Consider the following 20,696-nt stretch of genomic DNA (forward strand, 5'->3'; position numbering starts at 1 on the left):
CCCTAGTGGGCACGCGGGCGTTGAGTTACCGTTTGAACCCAAACGAACGACCGCACGCCTTCGGAAGCCAGCCATGCCGATGCCCCGGCCCGCGCGCGCCCGCCCGCTCATCGCTCTCCCCCAGCGGTACGCCGCGACGACCTCCGCCCTGCGCTACGCCGCCGTCGTCACGGCACGCGCCCTCGCCGACGCGGTGTACCGCGCGGGCGGCGAGCCGTTCATGATGCATCCGGGCCCGCCGGACGAGGCGGCCGAACGCCTCGCGCGCTGCGCCGGGCTGCTGCTCCCCGGCGGCGGGGACGTCGCGCCTTGGCGATACGCGACGGGGGCAGGGGCCGGGGCCGCCGGTGCGGGGACCGAGGTCGAGGTGCACGGCGCCGTGTACGACGTCGACGACGCGCAGGACGACTTCGACCTGGCGCTCGCCCGGTGCGCGCTGTCCCGGGGACTCCCGACCCTGGCGGTCTGCCGGGGCATGCAGGTGGTCAACGTCGCACTCGGCGGGACGCTGCGGCAGGACATGGGAGGCCCGGCGGCGGAACACCGGCACAAGGTGCATGCGGTGCGGGTTGCGGCGGGGTCGGTGGTGGGGCGGACGCTCGGCGCCACGCGGGCGGACGTGTCCTGCTACCACCACCAGTGCGTGGAACTCCCGGGCCGGGGCCTCGCCCCCTCGGCGTGGGCGGCCGACGGAACGATCGAGGCCCTCGAACTGCCGGACGGCAGAGGCTGGTTCGCCGCGGTCCAGTGGCACCCGGAGGACACGGCGACGGCGGACGCGGGACAGCAGGGCCTGTTCGGAGGGCTGGTCCGGGCGGCGGGGGCTTGGACGGAGCGGGACGCGTGGGTGAGTTGAGGGGGGTGGGGGTCCTGGGGAGGGCAGACGGTCTCGCGGTACGGCGGAGGGCGGGAGGGGTGCGTCGGTGAGGGGGGCGGCGACCCGGCCGCTTGGCCTGGGGGCGGCGTGGGAGTGCGGCAGTTGAAGGGTGGCGGGGGGCGGACGCCGCACGGGAGAGCCGAGACGGGTACGGCGGGTGACGGGTGACCGGGGGGGCTGGGCGGTCTTCGCCTGGAGGCGGCGCGGAACGTGCGGGGCAGTTGGCCGCTGTCGGGGGGCCGGGCGGCTGCACTCACGGGTGCCGGACCGCGCGTAAACCGACAGGGGCAGTGGCCCCGGCGGGGTGGCGGGTGACGGGAGTCTCTCGCGCGGGGGTCAGGCGGCTGGTCTGGGTTTGCGGCCGCTTCGGCGGGGGGCCGGGGGTGCGCCGTTCAGGAGGTCCTGGCGGCGGTCGTCGCCCTTCTCCTCCGTCCGAACGACGATCTTGCGGAGCAGGTCCGCCAGCGTCTCGCACTCCGCGTCCGTCAACCCCTCCGTGACGAAGGCCTCTTCCGCGTTGAAGGCGGGGAAGACCTCGTTCATCGTCCGCTCCCCCTCCTCCGTGAGCCGGAGCAGGACGAGCCTGCCGTCGTCCGGGTGGCCCCGGCGTTCGAGCAGGCCCCGGCCCATCAGCGTGCGGGCGACGCCCGTCAACGTGCCCTTGGAGATGCCGGCCTCCTCGGCGACGTACCGCGTCTCCATCTCGCCCCAGATCCAGACCACATAGAGCACGACGAACGACGTCCACGTCAGTTCGGCCCCGCGCAGCACGGAGTTCTCGAAGTGCTGCCGGACCGCCGCGGCCGCCCGGTAGATGTTCGACACCGCGGCCATCTGCTCGTACGCGACGGGTGTGCCGCCGAGCTTGACCCTGACCGCCTTCTCGGTCTCGTGGATGGTGCGATCGCCTGTCACGTCCTCGCCCTCCTCCTGCCGCCGCCGCGGTGCATACATCTCGTACGGGGTCGAACGATAACGCGTCCCGCGTGCATTGATGCTCGGAGCGGGGGCGAGCGACGGAACAGACGGAACAGGGGCGGAGCAACGCCGGTCCTCAAAGGCCTCGTTCCAGCAGTGTGCCGCCGTTCCAGGTGACGCCGACCTGGCGGTAGTACGCGGCGATGGGCTCGTCGACCGTGAGCTCGGCCAGCTCCTCCGTGGGCGCGTCGAAGAGAGCCAGGTCCGCGTCGCCCGACCACGCCCGGCCGCCCTCGAACGCGGCGGCGCCCGAAGCGATCAGCTCGTCGAGGGCGAGACCCTTGCCGTCGATCGCGGGCAGCTGACGGTGATGGGCCATGGGGTGCGCGTTGACGAACCCGTCGGTCTCGGAGGGTTCGCGCAGGGTCACCACCGCCTCGGCGAGGCGGCGGTCGGCTGCGGCGAGCGTCGCGCCGAAGACGGCACCGGACTCGATGCGGGGGGCGGGACCGTAGGGGTGGGGGCGGGTGAGGTGGATGGAGCCGAGCTTTTTCGGATAGCCCTGGTGGTTGCCGCGGGCGACGGCGAAGTCCTTGTCGACCCAGATGTAGACGCAGCGGGAGTAGGTGCGGGCGCGGTAGGCGCAGCGGACCACCGCGAAGCACTCCTTGTACTGGGCGCGGACGGGGTCGAGCAGCTCGGCCCTGTCGGCACCGCACGACTGCCAGTCGGCCCAGATGAGGGCGACGGCACCGGGGTCCTCGGGGGCCATCTCCAGTGGTTCGGGGAGGAGTTCGCGGACGCGTGCGGGGTCGGTGCGGTACTCGACGGTGAGGAGGTCGCCGGAGTAGTGCCAGGGGGGTGCGGGGATGAGGGAGGAGCGGCCGGTGGCACTCTTGGGCGGGTAGAACCCGCGGGCTCCGATCATGATCGGCACGCTCCCTCCCGGGCGCATTCGTTTGAGCCCGTACGATACGCCGGGAGCGTGATCCTGTCACGGGCTCCGGCAGGGGCGGGCCCCTGCTCCCGCAGGACGTCGCGGGGCAAACGGGCGGGCGAGTGGGGAAGATCCGCCGCGAAGCGACGGGGCCGAAGCAGCCGCGCCCCGCGGAGAACACCTCCGCCCGACCTCTTGCGGACCCCACCCCGCCCTCCCTACCGTTTGAGGTCAAACAAATCGCGCGTCGCGCCCCCAGAAAGGCTGGGCCACGGGTGAGTGAAGCGAGCGCACCACCACAGGGCAGGGTGACAACCCGTCAGGCCACGGCCACCGCGACCGCGACCGTGGAGAACCTCCGGGCCGCCGGCACCGACGTCGTCCGCGTCGTCTACCCCGACCTCCTCGGCGCCGACCGAGGCAGAGACGTCCTCCTGACCCAGCTGCCCAGCGCCTGCACGCACGGCCTCACCTTCTGCAGGGCCGTCTACCACACCACCCCCCGCGGCGACGTCGTCCCCGTCGCGGGCGGACTCGACGCGGGACTCCCCGACATCTGCGTACAGCCGGACCTGGCCACCGTGAAGCCCCTGCCGTGGGAGCCGGGCGTCGCCTGGTGCCTGGGCGACAGCGTGGACCCGCTCACCGAGGGCCCCGTACCGGAGTCCCCGCGCGCACTCCTGAAGCGCGTACTCGCGCACGCGGACGATTACGCCGCCCACCACCACGGCGCCGCGGGGCGCGGCCCCCTCGCCGCCGTGGTCGGCCCCGAACTGGAGTACTTCCTCTGCGACTCCTCCCCCACCACCCCCTCCGGCTGGACCCCCTACGGCGCCGCCACCGGCAACGTCTACAGCGCGGGCCGCCGAGGCGACCCGGACGGCCATCTCCTGCGTACACTCCGCCAGTTGGAGGCACTCGGCATCGGCGTCATCGCCGGGAACCACGAGTTCGACGGCGGGCAGTTCGAGATCAACCTCGATCACTCCGGCGCCCTGGACGCCGCCGACCGCGCCTTCTTCTTCAAGGCCGCCGTCAAGGAGACCGCCCGCCACGAGGGGCGCCTCGCGACCTTCATGGCCAAGCCGTTCAACGGGCTCGGCGGCTCCGGGTTCCACGTGCACCTGTCGCTCGTCGACGGCGAGGGCCGGAACATCTTCGACGACCCGGAGGCCGAGAACGGGCTCTCCGCCGCCGCCCGGCACGCGATCGGCGGCGTCCTGCGGCACGCCCCCGCGCTCGCCGCCCTCCTCAACCCCACCGTCAACTCCTACAAACGCTTCGGACCCGACACCCTCGCCCCCTGGCTGATCGACTGGGGGCTCGACAACCGCAGCGCCATGGTCCGCGTCCCGCCCGAGCGCGGCGCCGGAACCCGCCTGGAGCTGCGCCTGGGCGACGCTTCCGCCAACCCCTACCTGCTCGTCGCGGGCACCGTCGCCGCCGTTCTGCTCGGTCTCCGCGACCGGCCCGACCCGCCGGCCCCGCTGGAGGGGTACGGATACGACGAGTCCTCCGCACCCCGCCTCCCCGCCACGCTCCCCGAGGCCCTCGACGCGCTGGAGGCCGACGGGGCGCTGACCTGTCTCCTCGGCGAGGACTTCACCGGCGCGTTCCTGACGTACAAGCGCAACGAAGTGGAGCGGTATCAACAGAGCGTCACCGACTGGGAGTTCGGGGAGTACGCGTTCCTGATCTGACCGCCGCCGAACCGGACCGCACCCGGTCCGGCCCGGACCGGACAGCCTCCGAAAGGCCGAGCACGTAAGGGAGCACCCCCATGCGCACGGACACCCCGCCCCTCCCTCTCGCCGACGTCGACCTCGCCGACAACGACCGGTTCACCGACCGCGACCTGCCCTGGCGGATGTTCGACGTGCTGCGCCGCGAGGACCCCGTCCACTGGCAGCCCGAACCCCCGCCCAACTCCGGTTTCTGGGCGGTCACCCGGCATGCCGACATCGTGCGCGTCGACCGCGACCCCGAGACCTTCACCTCCGAGATGTTCACCAACCTGGAAGAGGTGGACGACGACTACATCGCGTTGCGCCGGTCGCTTCTCGAGACCGACGGGCTGCGGCACCGGGCGATGCGGCTCATCCTGCAGAAGCGGTTCACGCCGCGCGCCGTCGCGGCGTACGAGACGTTCCTGCGGGGCCTGACCGCCCGTACGCTCGACGCCGCCCTCCCCAAGGGCACGTTCGACTTCGTACGGGAAGTATCCGCCGACTTCCCCATCAACGTGCTCGCCCGCATGCTCGACGTCCCGGAAGGCGACACGCGGCAGCTCATCGACTGGGGCAACCGCATCATCGGGAACACCGACCCCGACTACGCCGACGTACTCCTGGAGAGCGAGGAGAGCGGACGGTACCGCAATCTGCCCTTCAGGTCGCCCGCGTCTCTTGAAGTCTTCGCGTACGGGCGGGAGTTGGCGGCCCGGCGGCGGGGCGGGAGCGGGGACGATCTCGTGACGGCGCTCGTCAACAGCTCGCCCAAGGACGGCGTGCCGCTCTCCGCCACCGACTTCGACAACTACTTCCTGTTGCTCGTCGTCGCCGGCAACGAGACCACCCGGCACGCCATTTCGCACTCCATGCTGGCGCTCATCGAGCACCCGGAGGAGCGGGAGCGGCTCGTCCGCGACCCCTCGCTCATACCGAACGCCGTCGAGGAGTGCCTGCGATGGGCCTCGCCCGTCTACCACTTCCGGCGGACGGCGACGTGCGACGTCGAGCTCGGCGGGAAGCCGATCAGGGCGGGCGACAAGGTCGTCATGTGGTTCGCCTCCGGCAACCGCGACGAGGACGTCTTCCCCGACCCGTACCGCTTCGACGTCACCCGCGAGAACAACGACCACGTCACCTTCGGCAAGGGCAGCCCGCACTTCTGCCTCGGCAACTCCCTGGCCCGCCTGGAGATGCGGATCATGTTCGAGGAGCTGCTGCCGCGGCTCGCGGACATCCGCGTCGCGGGCGAGGTGCGGCGCGTGCGGTCCAACTTCGTCAACGGGATCAAGGAGCTTCCCGTGACGGTGACGCTCACCTGAACGAGGCCGGACCGCGGACCTCAGCCGCCCGACGTGTCCAGCTCCGCGTCCTCGCTGATGCCCGCGCAGTCGTACGGGTCCTTCAGCCAGCCGTCGGGCAGCACCACGCGGTTGTTTCCCGAGGTGCGTCCACGGGGTCCGTCGGCACCGGCGGGCCAGGGCTGGTCCAGATCCAGCTCGCCCAGACCGTCCTCCAGCTCGGCGAGCGAGGAGGTGATCGCGAGACGCTTGCGCATCTCCGAGCCCACGGCGAAGCCCTTCAGATACCAGGCCACGTGCTTGCGGAAGTCGATGACCCCTCGCGCCTCGTCGCCGATCCACTCGCCGAGCAGCGTCGCATGGCGCAGCATCACGGTCGAGACCTCGCGCAGGGTCGGCGCCTTGGGTGCGCCCGTGCCCTCGAAGGCGGCGACCAGGTCGCCGAAGAGCCAGGGGCGGCCGAGGCAGCCGCGGCCCACGACGACGCCGTCGCAGCCGGTCTCGTTCATCATGCGGACCGCGTCCGCCGCGGACCAGATGTCGCCGTTGCCGAGCACGGGGATCTCGGGGACGTGCTCCTTGAGGCGGGCGATGGCGTCCCAGTCGGCGGTGCCGCCGTAGTGCTGGGCGGCCGTGCGGCCGTGCAGGGCGATCGCCGTGACACCCTCCTCGACCGCGATGCGGCCCGCGTCGAGGAAGGTGATGTGCTCGTCGTTGATGCCCTTGCGCATCTTCATCGTGACGGGCAGGTCCCCGGCGCCGCTGACGGCCTCGCGGAGGATCGCGCGGAGCAGCGGGCGCTTGTACGGGAGCGCGGAGCCGCCGCCCTTGCGGGTGACCTTGGGGACGGGGCAGCCGAAGTTCAGGTCGATGTGGTCGGCGAGGTCCTCCTCCGCGATCATGCGGACGGCCTTGCCGACGGTCGCCGGGTCGACGCCGTACAGCTGGATCGAGCGGGGCTTCTCCGTCGCGTCGAAGTGGATCAGCTGCATGGTCTTCTCGTTGCGCTCGACCAGGGCGCGCGTGGTGATCATCTCGCTGACGAAGAGCCCCTTGCCCCCGCTGAACTCACGGCACAGCGTCCGGAAGGGCGCGTTCGTGATGCCCGCCATGGGGGCGAGCACGACGGGCGGCTGCACGGTGTGCGGGCCGATCGACAGGGGCTGCGGCAGGGACGGCATCGATGATCTCCGGGACGGACGACGGGACCCTCCATTGTCCCTCACGCGCGGACCGTCCGTCCCACACGCCCGGAACACCACGACTACGACGGCTCCGACGGCTCCGACAGCTCCGACAGCTCCGCAAGGCGTTCCAGCCGCTCCTCCGTCGCGTCGTCCGCGGGGACGTACGCGATGAGGCGGTGGGCCTGCGCCAGCGGGGCCATCCACAGCATCCGGTGCTCCAGGCGGAGCAGGCCGACCTTCGGGTGCTGGTAGCGCTTGACGTGCGGCGACATCGTCGCCACCTCGTGCCGCTCCCACAGCGCGCGGAACTCCGCGGACTCCCCGACGAGCCGGTCGCGCAGCTCCTTCCACGCGGGCTCGGCGCCGTGCTCGGCCATGGAGCCCCGGAATTTCGCGACGAGGTCGCGCAGCATCTCGTCCCGGTCGAGGAAGGTCTCCCGCCAGCTCTCGCCGGTGGCGAGGAGCCACAGGCAGTTGCGGTCGCGGGGGTCCATCGCGTCGAAGTCACCGAAGACGTGGGTCCAGGAGCGGTTGTACGCGAGGACGTCGTAGCGGCCGTTCTGCACGGTGGCCGGGTAGGGGCTGAGGCGGCGCAGGAGTCGTCGTACCTCCGCGGAGAGGGAGTCGCACTCCGCCTCGGGGCGCGTGTCGACGGCGCCGGCGAGCGCGAAGAGGTGCGCGCGCTCGCTGGGATCCATGAGCAGCGCCCGCGCGATCGCGTCGATGACCTGCGCGGACACCCTGATGGGGCGGGCCTGCTCCAGCCACGTGTACCAGGTGACGCCGACATTCGAGAGCTGGGCGACCTCCTCGCGCCGCAGGCCCGGCGTACGGCGCCGGGTGCCGCGCACCAGCCCCACCTGCTCCGGGGTGACGCGTTCGCGGCGGCTGCGGAGGAAGGCGGCGAGCTCTTGGCGGCGGATGGCTGCGGCGGGCTCCGCCGGTCCGGCCGCCCTGGTCCCCGTAGTCCCCGTAGTCCCCGATGTAATAGTCACCCTCTCAGCGTGACCCATACCGCAGCCTGTTTCCAGGTGCGCCTGCTACCAGGATGAAGAGACTCTGGTACCCCCCTGCGGGCGCGGACGACCCTCGTCTCCGTGACTCTCACGCCCTCCTCCCTCGCCGCCCCCACCCGCTCCCCCTCCCCCCTCACCGCCCTCGGCCTGCTCACCCTCCTGCTCGGCGCCTCCCTCTCCAGCATCGACTTCTTCATCGTCAACGTCGCCCTGCCCGGCATCGAGCGCGACCTGCACGCCTCGCCCGCCACGCTGGAGATGGTCGTGGCCGGGTACGCGGTGGCGTACGCCGTGCTGCTCGTGCTCGGCGGCCGGCTCGGCGACACATACGGACGCAGGAAGCTCTTCCTGTGGGGCGTGGCCGCCTTCGGCGTGACCTCGCTGGCCTGCGGGCTCGCGCCCGGCGCGTGGTGGCTGGTCGGAGGCCGGGTGGCGCAGGGCGCCGCGTCCGCGCTGATGCTGCCGCAGGTCCTCGGCACGCTGCACGCGACGACGCGGGGCGAGCGCCGGGCGCGGGCCGTCGCCCTGTACGGCGCGGTGAGCGGCATCGCAGGCCTGGTCGGCCAGGTCCTCGGCGGCGCGCTCGTCGCCGCCGACCTGGGCGGCACCGGCTGGCGGGCGGCGTTCCTCGTCAACGTGCCGGTCGCGGGCGCGGCCCTGCTCGCCGGGGTGCGCGCGGTGCCCGACAGCCGCGCCGAGCGGCCCGCCCGCAGCGATGCCCTGGGCACGGTCCTGTTCGCCGCCGCGCTGACCGCGCTCCTGCTGCCGCTGACGGAGGGCCGTACGGCGGGGTGGCCGCTGTGGTCCGTGCTCCTGCTGATCGCGGCGCCGCTGCTCGGCCGGGCGTTCGGGGCGGTGGAGGGGCGCGCCGAACGTGCCGGCGGCAGCCCGTTGCTGCCCCCGTCGCTGCTGCGCGACCCTGCCGTGCGCAGGAGTCTGGTCCTGGGCCTGCCGGTCTTCGTCGGTTTCAGCGGCTTCATGTTCTGCTTCGCGATCACCCTCCAACAGGCCCTGGGCCACGGGGCGTTGGAGGCGGGCCTGACCGTGATCCCGATGGGCCTGACACAGGCCGTGGCGTCGATGCTGGTGCCGCGGCTCGTGCGGCGATGGGGGACGCGTGCGATGACGGGCGCGGCGCTGGTCCACGTGGCGGGGCTGGTGGTGCTGGCACTGACGGTGCTGCGGTCCGCTTCCGGCCCGCTCCCCTTCGCCCCCGGGCTGCTCCTGTGCGGTCTCGGCCAGGGAGTGGAGCTGGCGCTGTACTACCGCATCGCGCTCTCGGCCGTGCCCGCCGCACGGGCGGGCGCGGGCAGCGGGCTCACCGCGACCGTGCAGCAGGCGTGCCTGGCCCTGGGCGTGGCGACGGTCGGCTCGCTCTTCCTGGCACTGGTGCCGGAGATGGGCGCGCGGGAGGCGTTCGTGTGCGCGCTGGGGGTGCAGGTGGCGGGGTTGGTGGGCCTGGCGGGGCTGAGTCTGCGGCTGCCGCGGGGGGTGCGGTGAGCAGGCGGCAGGCACGAAGGCCAGCCGACAGGCACCAGACGACGGGCACCAGACGAGGGCGCCAGACACCAGGCGTCGAATGACAGGTATCAAATGACAGATATTGAAATCTGTCATCCGTCATGCCATGGTGGAGGCATGCGCACTCTCACTCTCGGAAACACCGGCCCTCGGACCTCCGCCCTCGGCCTCGGCTGCATGGGCATGTCCGCGCTCTACGGAGAGGCGGACCGCACGGAGTCCATCGCGACGATCCACGCCGCCCTGGAGGCGGGCGTCACGCTCCTCGACACCGGCGACTTCTACGCCATGGGACACAACGAAATGCTGATCGGCGAAGCCCTGCGCTCCGCCCCGGCGGCCCGCCGCGAACAGGCGCTGACCAGCGTGAAGTTCGGCGCCCTCCGCGACCCGGACGGCGGCTGGTCGGGTTACGACGGCCGCCCGGCGGCGGTCAAGAACTTCGCCGCGTACTCCCTCCAGCGCCTCGGCGTCGACCACATCGACGTCTACCGCATCGCCCGCATCGACCCGGACGTGCCGGTCGAGGAGACGGTGGGCGCCATCGCGGAGCTGGTCGAGAAGGGGTACGTGCGGCACATCGGCCTCTCCGAGGTCGGCGCGGGCACGATTCGCCGGGCGGCGGCCACAGCGCCGATCTCCGACCTCCAGATCGAGTACTCGCTCATCTCACGCGGCATCGAGGCGGAGATCCTGCCGACGGTCGCGGAGCTGGGCATCGGCGTGACGGCGTACGGGGTGCTGTCCCGCGGCCTGATCTCCGGCCACTTCACCCGCGACCGCAAGCTGGCGGCGAACGACTTCCGCGCCATGAGCCCCCGCTTCCAGGGCGAGAACCTCGACCGCAACCTCGACCTGGTCGAGGCGCTGCGGAAGATCGCCGACCAGAAGGGCGTGAGCGTGGCGCAGACCGCGATCGCCTGGGTCCTGGCGCAGGGCCCGCGGCACGGCGCGTCGATCGTGCCGCTGGTGGGCGCACGGACGCGCGCCCGCCTGGACGAGGCGCTCGGCGCGCTCGACGTGACGCTCGACGCCGCGGACCTGGCCGCGATCGAGGAAGCGGTCCCCGCGGGCGCGGCGGCCGGGTCCCGCTACCCGGACTCCCAGATGGCACACCTCGACAGCGAGCACTGATCGCCCCCGGGTACGGTCTAGCCATGGCAGCAACCGCGGCTCCCCTGACCCCCGAGCGCATCCTCGAAGCGACCGAGGAGGTGCTGCGCAGGCACGGCGCGGCCAAGGCCACGGTGGTCGACGTGGCCCGCGCGCTCGGGGTGAGCCACGGCACGGTGTACCGCCACTTCCGCACGAAGGCGGAGCTGCGCGGCGCGGTGACGCGGCGCTGGCTGGACCGTACGTCGCAGACGCTCTCCGCGATCGTGACCGGCACGGAGCCCCCCGAGACGAAGCTCCGCGACTGGCTCGCAGGCCTCTTCGACGCGAAGCAGCACAAGGCGGGTGACGACCCGGAGCTCTTCGCCACGTACTCGGTCCTGGTGGACGAGAACAGTGACGTGGTGGACGCGCACATCGCGGACCTGACGTCCCAGCTCACCTCGATCATCCACGAGGGCGTGGAAGCGGGCGACTTCACGTCCCCCGACCCCGCCCTCTCGGCCCGCGCGGTCTTCGACGCCACCTCCCGCTTCCACGACCCGTGCTACGCGTCCCACTGGTCCCGGCCGGGCATCGAGGACGCGTTCACGGCAGTCCTGGACCTCACGCTGCGCGGCCTGCGCACGGACTGAGTCCTCACCTCCGCATCAACAGATGCCCCCGCCTGAACCGCTCCCCCTCCCCCGGCTCCCGCAGCATCCGCCCCAGTTCCGTGAAGCCCGCTCGGCGGGCGAGGTCCGCGAGGTCGTCGATCGGCCAGCGGTACGCCGTCGTCACCTTGTGGTCGAACGGGGTGACCGGGGCGCCCTCCGACTCGAAGAACGCGAGCAGGAGGTGGCCGCCGGGGGGCAGGGCGCCGTGGAACTCCGCGAGATACGCGGGCACTTCTTCCGGTGGCGTGTGGATCAGGGAGTACCAGGACACGATGCCCCGCAGCTCCTCGCCGGGCCGGGCCAGCGACTCCGTCGAGCCGACCTCGAAGCGAATGTCCGGGTAGGTCTGTCGGGCCAGGTCGATCATCGCCGGGGAGACGTCGACGCCGAACGCGTTCAGGCCCAGGTCCCGGAGGAGGGCCGTCACGGGGCCCGGCCCGCAGCCGAATTCCGCGACGGTGCCGCCGCCTTCGGCCCGTACCCGTTCGGCGAACGCGGTGATCCACGCGTGGTCCAGAGAAGGGGCGCGAAGGTCGTCGCGGGGCAGATCGGCGTAGACCGTGGCGATGGAGTCGTAGGCGTCTGCCGTGGCACTGAGGTAGGTGGAGGAGTCAGTCACAGGCGGGACCCTAGGGGCTGCCACTGACAGCCGGTCCTACAGGCCCTCCTCCGTCGGCCTGTGCTCCACGTACTCGATCACCGTGCCGTCCCGGTGGCGGGCCGTGAAGCCCGAGCCCGTGGGGACCTTGGTCAGCGGGTCCGTGATCTCCGCGCCCTCCGCCGCCAGACGCGTCAGGTACGTCTGGGCCGAGTCCACGAGCAGTGTGCCGTCGACCGCGCGGAAGGGGGCCAGGATCTCCTCCGCGCCCTCGATCAGGAGGAACGCCCCGACCACGGCCAGGTTCAGCCCCTTCTCCGGGTACGCGAACCACATGTCCCGTTCCGTGCCGAGCAGGCGCTCGTAGGAGGAAGCCAGCGAGTCCAGCGTGCCGGGCGGTGTGTAGACGCGGATGAGGGGGCGGGGCTCGGGCAGGTGCGTGGAGTCGTTGCGGTGGCGCCACATCGTCGGGGTCTCAGTCATGGGTTCAGGCTCGCCCTCCCCCGCGACCCTGGCCAGCCAGGCGTTCATGGGGGTGACTCCAGGTCATACGCTGGGGCCATGGCGACCACTAGGGCAACCTCCGCGCTGCGGTCGGGACTTGGCGGGTTCCTGCGCGCCCATCGCGAGCGCGTCTCCCCCGGTGACGTCGGGCTCCCCGACACCGCACGCCGCCGCGCGAAGGGGCTGCGGCGCGAAGAGGTCGCCGCGCTCTCCGGTGTCTCCGTCGCCTGGTACACCTGGCTCGAACAGGGGCGCGTGGACACCTCACGTCACGTGCTCGACGCCGTCGCCCGCGCCCTGCGCCTCGACGACGCCTCCCACCGGCACGCCCTCGTCCTCGCCGGGTTCGCCCCCGGCGAGGTGGCGACCGCCGACGTCCCGGCAGCGGTCGAGCCAGGGCTCGTCGACATGATCGAGAGCTGGCCCGACAGCCCCGCCGTCGTCCTCGGGCCCACCCTCGACCTCCTCGCGTGGAACCGCGCCTACGTCGACGTATGGCCCGACCCCACCGGCTTCCCCGACGACGGCCGGCGCAATCTGCTGCTCCTGCTCGTCGGTGACGGGGCTCATCAGCGCGTGCTGGGCGAGTGGGAGCCCGTCGTCGTCGATCTCTACCGGCATCTGCGCAGCCGTGCCGACCGCCACCCCGGCGACGAGGCGTTCGAGCGGCTCACCGCGCGGCTGCGCAGCGCCCGGCCCGAGCTCGACGACTGGTGGGCCTGCCGGTCCGTCGGGGACTTCACCCCGCGGACGGTCCGGCTCACCTCGCACCGGGACCCGGCACCCCGCTCGTACGGCATGAACCTGCTGCACACCCGGCAGGGGCCGCGGGGCGCCGTCATCCTCGTGATGACCCCCCGAGCCCCAGGGTCGCCTGGTGCTCCAGCGTCAGGTGCTCCTCGGCCTTGAGCCACGGCAGGAACTGCGCCTTCTTGCGCCACCCGCAGGTCCCGCAGCTCAACTCCCGCAGCACACCCGCCTTCTGGACCCGGACGACGTGCTCGCGCCCGTGGTGGTCCCATCGTCTGACCCTGCTCATGGCCGTGGGCGTAGGCATGGGCTCAGTGTGCACGGAAGCCCCCGGTTCCATAACCCGGAACCGGGGGCTTCTCGGCGCGACTCGGACAGAGTGTCAGCAGCCCACGAGACGCGTCGCGAGGTAGCCCTCGATCTGGTCGAGGGAGACCCGCTCCTGCTTCATCGTGTCGCGCTCGCGCACCGTCACCGCGTTGTCGTCCAGCGTGTCGAAGTCGACCGTCACGCAGTACGGCGTGCCGATCTCGTCCTGGCGGCGGTAGCGGCGGCCGATGGCGCCCGCGTCATCGAACTCGATGTTCCAGTTCTGGCGGAGGGCCGTGGCGAGACCCTTGGCCTTCGGAGAGAGCTCCGGGTTGCGGGAGAGCGGGAGGACCGCGACCTTCACCGGCGCGATGCGGTGGTCGAAGCGCATGACCGTCCGCTTCTCCAGCTTGCCCTTGGCGTTGGGGGCCTCGTCCTCGATGTAGGAGTCGAGGAGGAAGGCGAGCATGGTGCGGCCGACGCCCGCCGCGGGCTCGATGACGTAGGGGGTCCAGCGCTCGCCGGCCTCCTGGTCGAAGTAGGACAGGTCCTGGCCCGACGCCTTGGAGTGCGCGGTCAGGTCGTAGTCCGTGCGGTTGGCGACGCCTTCCAGCTCGCCCCACTCGCTGCCGCCGAACTGGAAGCGGTACTCGATGTCAGCGGTGCGCTTGGAGTAGTGGGAGAGCTTCTCCTTCGGGTGCTCGTACCACCGCATGTTCTCCTCGCGCAGGCCCAGGCCGGTGTACCAGTTCCAGCGCTGCTCCATCCAGTACTCCTGCCACTTCTCGTCCTCGCCCGGCTTGACGAAGAACTCCATCTCCATCTGCTCGAACTCGCGGGTCCGGAAGATGAAGTTGCCGGGCGTGATCTCGTTGCGGAAGGACTTGCCCATCTGCGCGATGCCGAACGGCGGCTTGCGGCGCGAGGTCTGCTGGACCTGGGCGAAGTTGGTGAAGATGCCCTGCGCGGTCTCGGGGCGCAGGTAGGCGACGGAGCCGCTGTCCTGCGTGGGGCCGAGGTGCGTGGCGAGCATGCCGGAGAACTGCTTGGGCTCCGTGAACTGGCCCTTGGTGCCGCAGTTGGGGCAGTTGACGTCCGCGAGGCCGTTGGCCGGCGGGCGGTTGTGCTTGGCCTCGTAGGCCTCTTCCAGGTGGTCGGCGCGGTGGCGCTTGTGACAGGAGAGGCACTCGGTGAGCGGGTCGGAGAAGGTCTTGACGTGGCCGGAGGCCTCCCAGACCTCGCTCGCCAGGATCACCGAGGAGTCGATACCGACAACGTCCTCGCGCGAGGTGACCATGTAGCGCCACCACTGGCGCTTGAGGTTCTCCTTCAGCTCGACGCCGAGCGGTCCGTAATCCCAGGCGGCGCGCTGACCGCCGTAGATCTCACTGCAGGGAAAAACGAAGCCACGGCGCTTGCTCAGGCTGACGATGGTGTCGATCTTGTCGGCGGCCACGGTGCTCTCTTCATTATGACGGCGGGCGAAGCAAGTGCTGCTGGAGCAACGGCTTCGGGAGCGAATGCTTCAGGTTACCGGCGGCCTTACCCCCCTAATCAAATCGGTTCCCCGTACCCGTCCCCGCGCACCCCTCGCGAGGGCCCGCGTGGAGACCTTGTTGACAATCGTTTCCACATTTGTTGAAAATGAGTGTCATGAACGTACGACGCCTGATACCCACCGCCGCCCTTGCCTCCGCCACGGTCCTCGGCCTCACCGCCCTGACCGCCTGCTCCACCTCCGCCGCGGACGACAAGGACGGCAAGCTGGACGTCGTGGCGTCGTTCTACCCCATGCAGTACCTGGCGGAGCAGATCGGCGGGGACCACGTCTCCGTCACCACCCTCACCGGGCCCGGACAGGAGCCCCACGACCTCGACGTCTCCGCCAAGCAGCGCGGCGAACTCGAGGAGTCCGACGTCGCCCTCTACCTCAAGGGCCTGCAGCCCGCCGTCGACAACGCCATCGACCAGTCCGGCATCGGGACCAAGGTCGACGCCGCGTCGCTGACCAGCACGGAGAAGCACGGCAACGAAGTCGGCGGGCACGCCGATGAGCACGAGGACGAGGGACACGGCGAAGAGGGGCACGAAGGGCACGACCACGGCCACTCCCACGAAGGCGCCGACCCCCACATCTGGCTCGACCCGGTGAAGTACGCCGAGGTCGCCGAGGGCGTCGGCAAGGCCCTGGAGAAGGCCGACCCGGACCACGCGAAGACGTACGAGAAGAACACCGCGGCCCTGGTGAAGAAGCTCGGCGGTCTCGACAAGTCCTTCAAGGACGGCCTGAAGAACACCGACTCCAAGGTCTTCATCACCACCCACGCCGCCTTCGGCTACCTCGCCGAGCGCTACGGTCTCATCGAGGAGGCCATCAGCGGACTCGACCCGGAGGGCGAGCCGAGCGCGAAGCGCGTCAAGGACCTCCAGAAGATGGCGGAGGCCGACGGCGTCACCACGGTCTTCTACGAGACCCTCGTCAGCGACAGGACGGCGAAGACCCTCGCCAAGGACACCGGCCTCAAGACCGACGTGCTCGACCCCGTCGAGGGCATCACCGACGACTCCAAGGGCGAGGACTACATCCAGGTCATGGAGTCCAACCTCAAGGCCCTGCAGAAGGCCCTGGGCGCCAAGTGACCCCCACTCCCGCGGCTACGGAGGCACGAGCCATGAATGAGAAGGCCGACACCGGCGAGGCCGTCATATCCCTGCGCAAGGTGACGGCCGAGCTCGGCTCGCGCCCCGTGCTGCGCGGCATCGACCTCACCGTCGGCCGCGGCGAGGTCGTCGCCCTCCTCGGCGCCAACGGTTCGGGCAAGTCCACGGCGGTCCGCACCGTCATAGGGCAGGTCCCCGTCACCGGCGGCGACGTCGAGATCTTCGGCACCCCGCGCCGCCGCTTCCGCGACTGGGCCCGCGTGGGGTACGTACCGCAGCGCACCACCGCCGCGGGCGGCGTCCCCGCCACGATCAACGAGGTCGTCACCTCGGGGCGGCTCTCCCGTGCCCGCCTCGGCATCCTGCGCAAGGCCGACCGCGAGGCCGTCGCCCGCGCCATCGACCTCGTGGGGCTCTCGGACCGCACCAAGGACTCCGTGAACGCCCTCTCCGGCGGTCAGCACCAGCGGGTCCTCATCGCCCGCGCGCTGGCCTCCGAGCCGGAGCTGCTGATCATGGACGAGCCGATGGCGGGCGTCGACCTGGCCAGCCAGGAGGTCCTCGCCGCCACCCTGCGCCAGCAGGTCGCGGGCGGTGCCTCCGTCCTGCTCGTCCTGCACGAGCTCGGCCCCCTGGAGCCCCTGATCGACCGCGCCGTGGTCCTGCGCGACGGCTGCGTCCTGCACGACGGCCCGCCCCCGCGCGCGGTCGGCCAGCACGCGCTGCCGGGGCACGACCACGTCCACCCGCACACCGCCGACGCGGAGCCGGTCCGTACCGGCCTGCTCACCTGAGCCCGAGGACGCGAGAGTCACTCATGGAACTCCTCAACTACGCCTTCATGCAGCGGGCGCTGCTCGCCGCCGTCCTGGTCGGCATCACCGCGCCCGCCGTCGGCATCTACCTGGTCCAACGCCGCCAGGCCCTGATGGGCGACGGCATCGGGCACGTCGCGATGACCGGCGTGGGCCTCGGCTTTCTGCTCTCCACCTCCCCCGTGTGGATGGCGACGGCGGTCGCGATCGTCGGCGCCGTCGTCATGGAGCTGATCCGCTGGTACGGCAAGACGCGCGGCGACATCGCCCTCGCGATGCTGTTCTACGGCGGCATGGCGGGCGGCGTCATGTTCATCAACCTCGCCCCCGGCGGCTCGAACGCGAACCTCCAGTCGTACCTCTTCGGCTCGCTCTCGACGGTCTCCGAGGAGGACGTCTCGGCGATCTGCCTGCTCGCCGCGTTCGTGGTCCTCGTCACGGTCGGGCTGCGCCGCCAGCTGTTCGCGGTCAGCCAGGACGAGGAGTTCGCGCGCGTCACCGGCCTGCCGGTCCGCGCCCTCAACCTGCTCACCGCCGTCACCGCCGCGGTCACGGTCACGGTCGCGATGCGCGTCGTGGGCCTGCTCCTGGTCTCCGCGCTGATGGTGGTGCCCGTGGCGGCCGCCCAGCAGCTCACCCGGAGCTTCGCGGCGACGTTCGCGGTCTCGGTGGCGATCGGCATCGCGGTGACGCTCGGCGGCACGGTGACGTCGTACTACCAGGACGTGCCTCCCGGCGCGACGATCGTGCTCCTGACCATCGGTGTCTTCATCGCCCTCACGGTCCTCGCGACGCCGCTGGCCAGGCGCAGAGCGCGGGCCGCCGCCGCCGCGGCGGCGGCCGGTGATCCCGCGGAGTGCTCGGTACCGGCCCAGCCGGTGGCCAAGACCTGACCTGCGTCCAGGCCGACCTGGCACAATGGCCCGGCAGGCCCAGACCAGAGCGCAGACGCGAGGAGGCAACCGTGGGAGCCCCGGTTCGAGGCAGGTCGACCCGCCAGCGTGCGGCGGTGGCCGCGGCACTCGACGACGTGGACGAGTTCCGCAGTGCGCAGGAGTTGCACGACATGCTCAAGCACAAGGGCGACTCGGTCGGTCTGACCACGGTCTACCGCACCCTCCAGTCCCTGGCCGACGCCGGCGAGGTCGACGCGCTGCGCACGAGTGAGGGCGAGACGGTCTACCGCCGCTGCTCGACCGGCGATCACCACCATCACCTGGTCTGCCGCGTCTGCGGCAAGGCCGTCGAGGTGGAGGGCCCCGCGGTCGAGAAGTGGGCCGAGGCGATCGCGTCGGAGCACGGCTTCGTGAACGTGGCGCACACGGTGGAGATCTTCGGGACGTGCCAGGAGTGCGCGAACAAGTAGGCGTGCGTACGTGTACGCGTACGGGAGAGGGGCCCGCACCGTCGTCCTGACGGTGCGGGCCCCTCTCCCGTACACGGGCGTCCCTAACTGTTGGCGATCTGCTCCTCGTTGGGGATCGCCCCGCCGAAGCGGCGGTCGCGCGACGCGTATTCGAGGCAGGCGCGCCACAGGTCGCGCCGGTCGAAGTCCGGCCACAGAACATCCTGGAAGACCATCTCGGCGTAGGCGCTCTGCCAGAGGAGATAGTTCGAGGTGCGCTGCTCGCCGCTCGGGCGGAGGAAGAGGTCGACGTCCGGCATGTCCGGGTAGTACAGGTACTTCGCGAACGTCTTCTCGTTGATCTTGGACGGGTTGAGCCGGCCCGCCTTCACGTCCTCGGCGATGGCCAGGGCCGCGTCCGCGATCTCGGCGCGGCCGCCGTAGTTCATGCAGAAGTACAGGGTCAGCTTGTCGTTGTCCTTGGTCTGCTCCTGGGAGATCTCCAGCTCCCGGGCGACCGACTTCCACAGCTTGGGCATCCGGCCCACCCAGCGCACGCGTACACCGAGGTCGTCGAGCTGGTCGCGGGTCTTGCGGATGAAGTCGCGGTTGAAGTTCATCAGGAACTTCACCTCGTCCGGGGACCGCTTCCAGTTCTCGGTGGAGAACGCGTACAGCGAGATCGCGCCGACGCCCATCTCGATGCTGCCCTGCAGTACGTCGAGGACGCGCTCGGCGCCGACCTTGTGCCCCTCGGTGCGCGGCAGGCCGCGGTCCTTCGCCCACCGTCCGTTCCCGTCCATGACGATCGCCACGTGCCGCGGGACCAGCTCGCCGGGGATCTTCGGCGGTCGCGCGCCCGAGGGGTGGGGCTCGGGCAGCTGGTACTCGCGGCGGGACCGTCCGAGGATTCCGCGTCGTGCCATGGGGGGTCTCTCTCCTACCTAGCTGTTCACGTGCTTTTCTCTACGTACCGCAATGAGCGCAGTCCGCGCTCCAGGTGCCAGTGCAGATAGGCGGAAACGAGCCCGCTGCCCTCCCTGGCGTGCCGCGCCTCGCACGCGTCCGCCGTCTCCCAGTCGCCGGTGAGCAGCGCGCCGAGCAGCGTGAGCGTCTCCGCCGACGGGACGACGCTGCCGGGCACCCGGCAGTCGACGCAAATCGAGCCGCCGGCGGCGACCGAAAAGAAGCGGTTCGGGCCCGGCATGCCGCATTTCGCGCAGTCCGTGAAGCTGGGCGCGTAGCCGTTGACGGCGAGAGAGCGGAGCAGAAAGGCGTCCAGTACGAGGTGGGGCTCATGTTCCCCCCTCGACAGGACGCGCAGCGCGCCGACGAGCAGCAGATACTGCTGCACGGCGGGCTCGCCCTCATGATCGGTGAACCGCTCGGCGGTCTCCAGCATGGCCGTCCCGGCGGTGTACCGCGCGTAGTCGGTCACGATGCCCCCACCGTAGGGAGCGATGGTCTCACTCTGCGTGCAGAGCGGAAGCCCGCGCCCGACGAGCTCGCTCCCCCGCGCGAAGAACTGCACGTCGACGTGCGAGAACGGCTCAAGCCGTGCCCCGAACTTCGACTTGGTCCGCCGCACGCCGCGTGCGACGGCGCGTACGCGGCCGTGACCGCGGGTGAGCAGGGTGATGATGCGGTCGGCCTCGCCGAGCTTCTGGGTCCGCAGGACGATCCCGTCGTCCCTGAAGAGACTCATCGCCCGCCACCACGGGTGTGCGGCCGGGGGTACGGGGGTGGCCCCCCGGGAGACAGCAGCATGATGCGGTCCGCTTCGCCCAGCTTCTGGGTGCGCAGCACGATGCCGTCGTCGCGGAACAGACTCATGGGGTCCATTCTCCCGTATGCCGGGGGGTCCCCGGGCCGGGGTGCGCGTCCGGGGCCCGTTCGTCTCGTACGCCGGCTCCCTCCGTCGGCGGAGCGGCAGCGTACGAAGGGACGTCCCATCCGTACCACCCAGCACCTGTTCGAGGCGACGACGAACGCCCAGCAGACACAGAGCCTGGCCCCCCTCCGCGCCTTCGTCCACTCGTGGGCCGTCTTCGTAGCCACCGAGCGCCATCCGCAGCGCGCGGGCCCGCTCGCGCGAACTGGAACGGCTGGTGGACGCAGCCGAACAGGACCCCGCGGTTGCCATCGTCGAGATCCGCCGCATTCGGGACGCGGCGGAGGCGGAGGCCGGTCTGTGACGGACTGGTCCCGGGACTGGAACCCGAGCGAGGAGTACCTCACCGACGGAGTTCCTTCCGGCGTCGTCGCCGAGGTCGAACGGCCGGCCACCGAGCTCGCGGCACTCGGCCCTGAATCCGTCCGGGTCGGCAGGCCGACCGATCGCGAGGGCGGACTGCGCGAGTTCGACTTCCTCGGCGACCGCGGCTTCATCGACTTCCCGCCCGCGCCTCGTCACGAACGCGTCTACGTCTGCTACGTCTGCGACATCACCTGGTACGGCTGA

At 71.3% G+C, this 20,696-nt stretch carries 23 protein-coding genes; 12 read left to right on the plus strand and 11 right to left on the minus strand.

The features are described from left to right. The first annotated feature begins 73 nt into the window (after nt 1–73). Complete coding sequence (locus tag DEJ47_RS11590) at nt 74–856, plus strand: gamma-glutamyl-gamma-aminobutyrate hydrolase family protein (protein ID WP_398334014.1); 783 nt, start codon at nt 74–76, stop codon at nt 854–856. Nucleotides 857–1,213: 357 nt separating this feature from the next. Here the strand turns inward: DEJ47_RS11590 and DEJ47_RS11595 are convergent, their stop codons facing one another. Both DEJ47_RS11595 and DEJ47_RS11600 read right to left on the minus strand, forming a co-directional pair. Further along, nucleotides 1,214–1,792, minus strand: coding sequence for a MarR family winged helix-turn-helix transcriptional regulator (locus DEJ47_RS11595; protein WP_398334017.1), 579 nt, complete (start codon nt 1,790–1,792; stop codon nt 1,214–1,216). Nucleotides 1,793–1,931: 139 nt separating this feature from the next. Then, nucleotides 1,932–2,723: an acetoacetate decarboxylase family protein gene (locus tag DEJ47_RS11600; RefSeq protein ID WP_150167512.1), complete on the minus strand. Its 792-nt coding sequence runs from the start codon at nt 2,721–2,723 to the stop codon at nt 1,932–1,934. A 317-nt stretch (nt 2,724–3,040) separates the two neighbouring features. On the opposite strand from DEJ47_RS11600, the gene DEJ47_RS11605 reads away from it, so the two are divergent. Next, entirely contained in the window at nt 3,041–4,432 is a 1,392-nt protein-coding gene (locus DEJ47_RS11605) for a glutamine synthetase family protein (protein WP_223828314.1), read from the plus strand. 80 nt (nt 4,433–4,512) lie between these two features. Next, nucleotides 4,513–5,781, plus strand: coding sequence for a cytochrome P450 (locus tag DEJ47_RS11610; protein ID WP_150167514.1), 1,269 nt, complete (start codon nt 4,513–4,515; stop codon nt 5,779–5,781). A 20-nt stretch (nt 5,782–5,801) separates the two neighbouring features. Here DEJ47_RS11610 and dusB read toward each other — a convergent pair whose 3' ends face one another. Together dusB and DEJ47_RS11620 are read right to left on the minus strand one after the other, a co-directional pair. Next, nucleotides 5,802–6,941 carry a tRNA dihydrouridine synthase DusB gene (dusB, locus tag DEJ47_RS11615; RefSeq protein ID WP_150167516.1) on the minus strand — a complete coding sequence of 380 codons (1,140 nt, stop codon included), beginning with the start codon at nt 6,939–6,941 and terminating at the stop codon, nt 5,802–5,804. An 83-nt stretch (nt 6,942–7,024) separates the two neighbouring features. Next, nucleotides 7,025–7,936, minus strand: coding sequence for a helix-turn-helix transcriptional regulator (locus tag DEJ47_RS11620; RefSeq protein ID WP_398334546.1), 912 nt, complete (start codon nt 7,934–7,936; stop codon nt 7,025–7,027). Nucleotides 7,937–8,044: 108 nt separating this feature from the next. Here DEJ47_RS11620 and DEJ47_RS11625 point away from each other — a divergent pair, with 108 nt between their 5' ends. The 3 genes from DEJ47_RS11625 to DEJ47_RS11635 all read left to right on the plus strand — a co-directional run bounded on the left by DEJ47_RS11625 (nt 8,045) and on the right by DEJ47_RS11635 (nt 11,232). Then, nucleotides 8,045–9,463, plus strand: coding sequence for an MFS transporter (locus DEJ47_RS11625; RefSeq protein ID WP_150167520.1), 1,419 nt, complete (start codon nt 8,045–8,047; stop codon nt 9,461–9,463). A 138-nt stretch (nt 9,464–9,601) separates the two neighbouring features. Beyond that, a complete protein-coding gene (locus DEJ47_RS11630) occupies nt 9,602–10,618 on the plus strand; it encodes an aldo/keto reductase (protein WP_150167522.1) in 1,017 nt (338 codons plus the stop codon). Nucleotides 10,619–10,641: 23 nt separating this feature from the next. Next, nucleotides 10,642–11,232: a TetR family transcriptional regulator gene (locus tag DEJ47_RS11635; protein ID WP_150167524.1), complete on the plus strand. Its 591-nt coding sequence runs from the start codon at nt 10,642–10,644 to the stop codon at nt 11,230–11,232. A gap of 4 nt (nt 11,233–11,236) precedes the next feature. Here DEJ47_RS11635 and DEJ47_RS11640 read toward each other — a convergent pair whose 3' ends face one another. Both DEJ47_RS11640 and DEJ47_RS11645 read right to left on the minus strand, forming a co-directional pair. Next, nucleotides 11,237–11,872, minus strand: a complete 636-nt coding sequence (locus DEJ47_RS11640; protein ID WP_150167526.1) for a class I SAM-dependent DNA methyltransferase — start codon at nt 11,870–11,872, stop codon at nt 11,237–11,239. A gap of 36 nt (nt 11,873–11,908) precedes the next feature. Continuing rightward, nucleotides 11,909–12,334 carry a hypothetical protein gene (locus tag DEJ47_RS11645; protein ID WP_150167528.1) on the minus strand — a complete coding sequence of 142 codons (426 nt, stop codon included), beginning with the start codon at nt 12,332–12,334 and terminating at the stop codon, nt 11,909–11,911. A 78-nt stretch (nt 12,335–12,412) separates the two neighbouring features. On the opposite strand from DEJ47_RS11645, the gene DEJ47_RS11650 reads away from it, so the two are divergent. Next, entirely contained in the window at nt 12,413–13,264 is an 852-nt protein-coding gene (locus DEJ47_RS11650; RefSeq protein ID WP_150167530.1) for a helix-turn-helix domain-containing protein, read from the plus strand. Here the strand turns inward: DEJ47_RS11650 and DEJ47_RS36835 are convergent. Then, a complete protein-coding gene (locus tag DEJ47_RS36835) occupies nt 13,194–13,412 on the minus strand; it encodes a hypothetical protein (RefSeq protein ID WP_150167532.1) in 219 nt (72 codons plus the stop codon). The genes DEJ47_RS11650 and DEJ47_RS36835 overlap by 71 nt on opposite strands. Nucleotides 13,413–13,487: 75 nt before the next feature. Further along, nucleotides 13,488–14,870: a glycine--tRNA ligase gene (locus tag DEJ47_RS11660; RefSeq protein WP_150167534.1), complete on the minus strand. Its 1,383-nt coding sequence runs from the start codon at nt 14,868–14,870 to the stop codon at nt 13,488–13,490. Nucleotides 14,871–15,067: 197 nt separating this feature from the next. Between DEJ47_RS11660 and DEJ47_RS11665 the strand changes: the two genes are divergently transcribed. Genes DEJ47_RS11665 through DEJ47_RS11680 form a run of 4 tightly spaced genes read left to right on the plus strand, consistent with a single transcriptional unit; the run spans nt 15,068 to nt 18,256 of the window. Next, complete coding sequence (locus DEJ47_RS11665; protein WP_150167536.1) at nt 15,068–16,054, plus strand: metal ABC transporter substrate-binding protein; 987 nt, start codon at nt 15,068–15,070, stop codon at nt 16,052–16,054. Nucleotides 16,055–16,086: 32 nt separating this feature from the next. After that, nucleotides 16,087–16,869 (plus strand): metal ABC transporter ATP-binding protein, encoded by a 783-nt coding sequence (locus DEJ47_RS11670; RefSeq protein ID WP_150167538.1) that lies wholly within the window; start codon nt 16,087–16,089, stop codon nt 16,867–16,869. A gap of 23 nt (nt 16,870–16,892) precedes the next feature. Next, nucleotides 16,893–17,783 carry a metal ABC transporter permease gene (locus DEJ47_RS11675; protein ID WP_150167540.1) on the plus strand — a complete coding sequence of 297 codons (891 nt, stop codon included), beginning with the start codon at nt 16,893–16,895 and terminating at the stop codon, nt 17,781–17,783. A gap of 17 nt (nt 17,784–17,800) precedes the next feature. After that, nucleotides 17,801–18,256 carry a Fur family transcriptional regulator gene (locus DEJ47_RS11680; RefSeq protein ID WP_202456735.1) on the plus strand — a complete coding sequence of 152 codons (456 nt, stop codon included), beginning with the start codon at nt 17,801–17,803 and terminating at the stop codon, nt 18,254–18,256. Between the two features lie 83 nt (nt 18,257–18,339). Here the strand turns inward: DEJ47_RS11680 and DEJ47_RS11685 are convergent, their stop codons facing one another. The 3 genes from DEJ47_RS11685 to DEJ47_RS37610 are packed head-to-tail and all read right to left on the minus strand — an operon-like array spanning nt 18,340 to nt 20,068. Further along, complete coding sequence (locus tag DEJ47_RS11685; protein ID WP_150167542.1) at nt 18,340–19,161, minus strand: isoprenyl transferase; 822 nt, start codon at nt 19,159–19,161, stop codon at nt 18,340–18,342. Nucleotides 19,162–19,187: 26 nt separating this feature from the next. Continuing rightward, complete coding sequence (gene recO, locus DEJ47_RS11690) at nt 19,188–19,940, minus strand: DNA repair protein RecO (protein ID WP_055563156.1); 753 nt, start codon at nt 19,938–19,940, stop codon at nt 19,188–19,190. Further along, nucleotides 19,937–20,068 (minus strand): hypothetical protein, encoded by a 132-nt coding sequence (locus DEJ47_RS37610; RefSeq protein WP_398334050.1) that lies wholly within the window; start codon nt 20,066–20,068, stop codon nt 19,937–19,939. Before DEJ47_RS37610 ends, recO begins: the two co-directional genes overlap by 4 nt. 358 nt (nt 20,069–20,426) lie before the next feature. On the opposite strand from DEJ47_RS37610, the gene DEJ47_RS11705 reads away from it, so the two are divergent. Further along, nucleotides 20,427–20,696: a hypothetical protein gene (locus DEJ47_RS11705; RefSeq protein ID WP_150167544.1), complete on the plus strand. Its 270-nt coding sequence runs from the start codon at nt 20,427–20,429 to the stop codon at nt 20,694–20,696.

Source organism: Streptomyces venezuelae, from assembly GCF_008642355.1.
Taxonomy (GTDB): domain Bacteria; phylum Actinomycetota; class Actinomycetes; order Streptomycetales; family Streptomycetaceae; genus Streptomyces; species Streptomyces venezuelae_B.

Bases quoted from the DNA above. Each gene is read 5' to 3' on its own strand.
- dusB (WP_150167516.1), bottom strand. From the start codon at position 6,941: ATGCCGTCCCTGCCGCAGCCCCTGTCGATCGGCCCGCACACCGTGCAG.
- DEJ47_RS37610 (WP_398334050.1), bottom strand. From the start codon at position 20,068: ATGAGTCTGTTCCGCGACGACGGCATCGTGCTGCGCACCCAGAAGCTG.
- recO (WP_055563156.1), bottom strand. From the start codon at position 19,940: ATGAGTCTCTTCAGGGACGACGGGATCGTCCTGCGGACCCAGAAGCTC.
- DEJ47_RS11600 (WP_150167512.1), bottom strand. From the start codon at position 2,723: ATGATCGGAGCCCGCGGGTTCTACCCGCCCAAGAGTGCCACCGGCCGC.
- DEJ47_RS11675 (WP_150167540.1), top strand. From the start codon at position 16,893: ATGGAACTCCTCAACTACGCCTTCATGCAGCGGGCGCTGCTCGCCGCC.
- DEJ47_RS11590 (WP_398334014.1), top strand. From the start codon at position 74: ATGCCGATGCCCCGGCCCGCGCGCGCCCGCCCGCTCATCGCTCTCCCC.
- DEJ47_RS11645 (WP_150167528.1), bottom strand. From the start codon at position 12,334: ATGACTGAGACCCCGACGATGTGGCGCCACCGCAACGACTCCACGCAC.
- DEJ47_RS11635 (WP_150167524.1), top strand. From the start codon at position 10,642: ATGGCAGCAACCGCGGCTCCCCTGACCCCCGAGCGCATCCTCGAAGCG.
- DEJ47_RS11630 (WP_150167522.1), top strand. From the start codon at position 9,602: ATGCGCACTCTCACTCTCGGAAACACCGGCCCTCGGACCTCCGCCCTC.
- DEJ47_RS11610 (WP_150167514.1), top strand. From the start codon at position 4,513: ATGCGCACGGACACCCCGCCCCTCCCTCTCGCCGACGTCGACCTCGCC.
- DEJ47_RS36835 (WP_150167532.1), bottom strand. From the start codon at position 13,412: ATGCCTACGCCCACGGCCATGAGCAGGGTCAGACGATGGGACCACCAC.
- DEJ47_RS11665 (WP_150167536.1), top strand. From the start codon at position 15,068: ATGAACGTACGACGCCTGATACCCACCGCCGCCCTTGCCTCCGCCACG.
- DEJ47_RS11650 (WP_150167530.1), top strand. From the start codon at position 12,413: ATGGCGACCACTAGGGCAACCTCCGCGCTGCGGTCGGGACTTGGCGGG.
- DEJ47_RS11685 (WP_150167542.1), bottom strand. From the start codon at position 19,161: ATGGCACGACGCGGAATCCTCGGACGGTCCCGCCGCGAGTACCAGCTG.
- DEJ47_RS11670 (WP_150167538.1), top strand. From the start codon at position 16,087: ATGAATGAGAAGGCCGACACCGGCGAGGCCGTCATATCCCTGCGCAAG.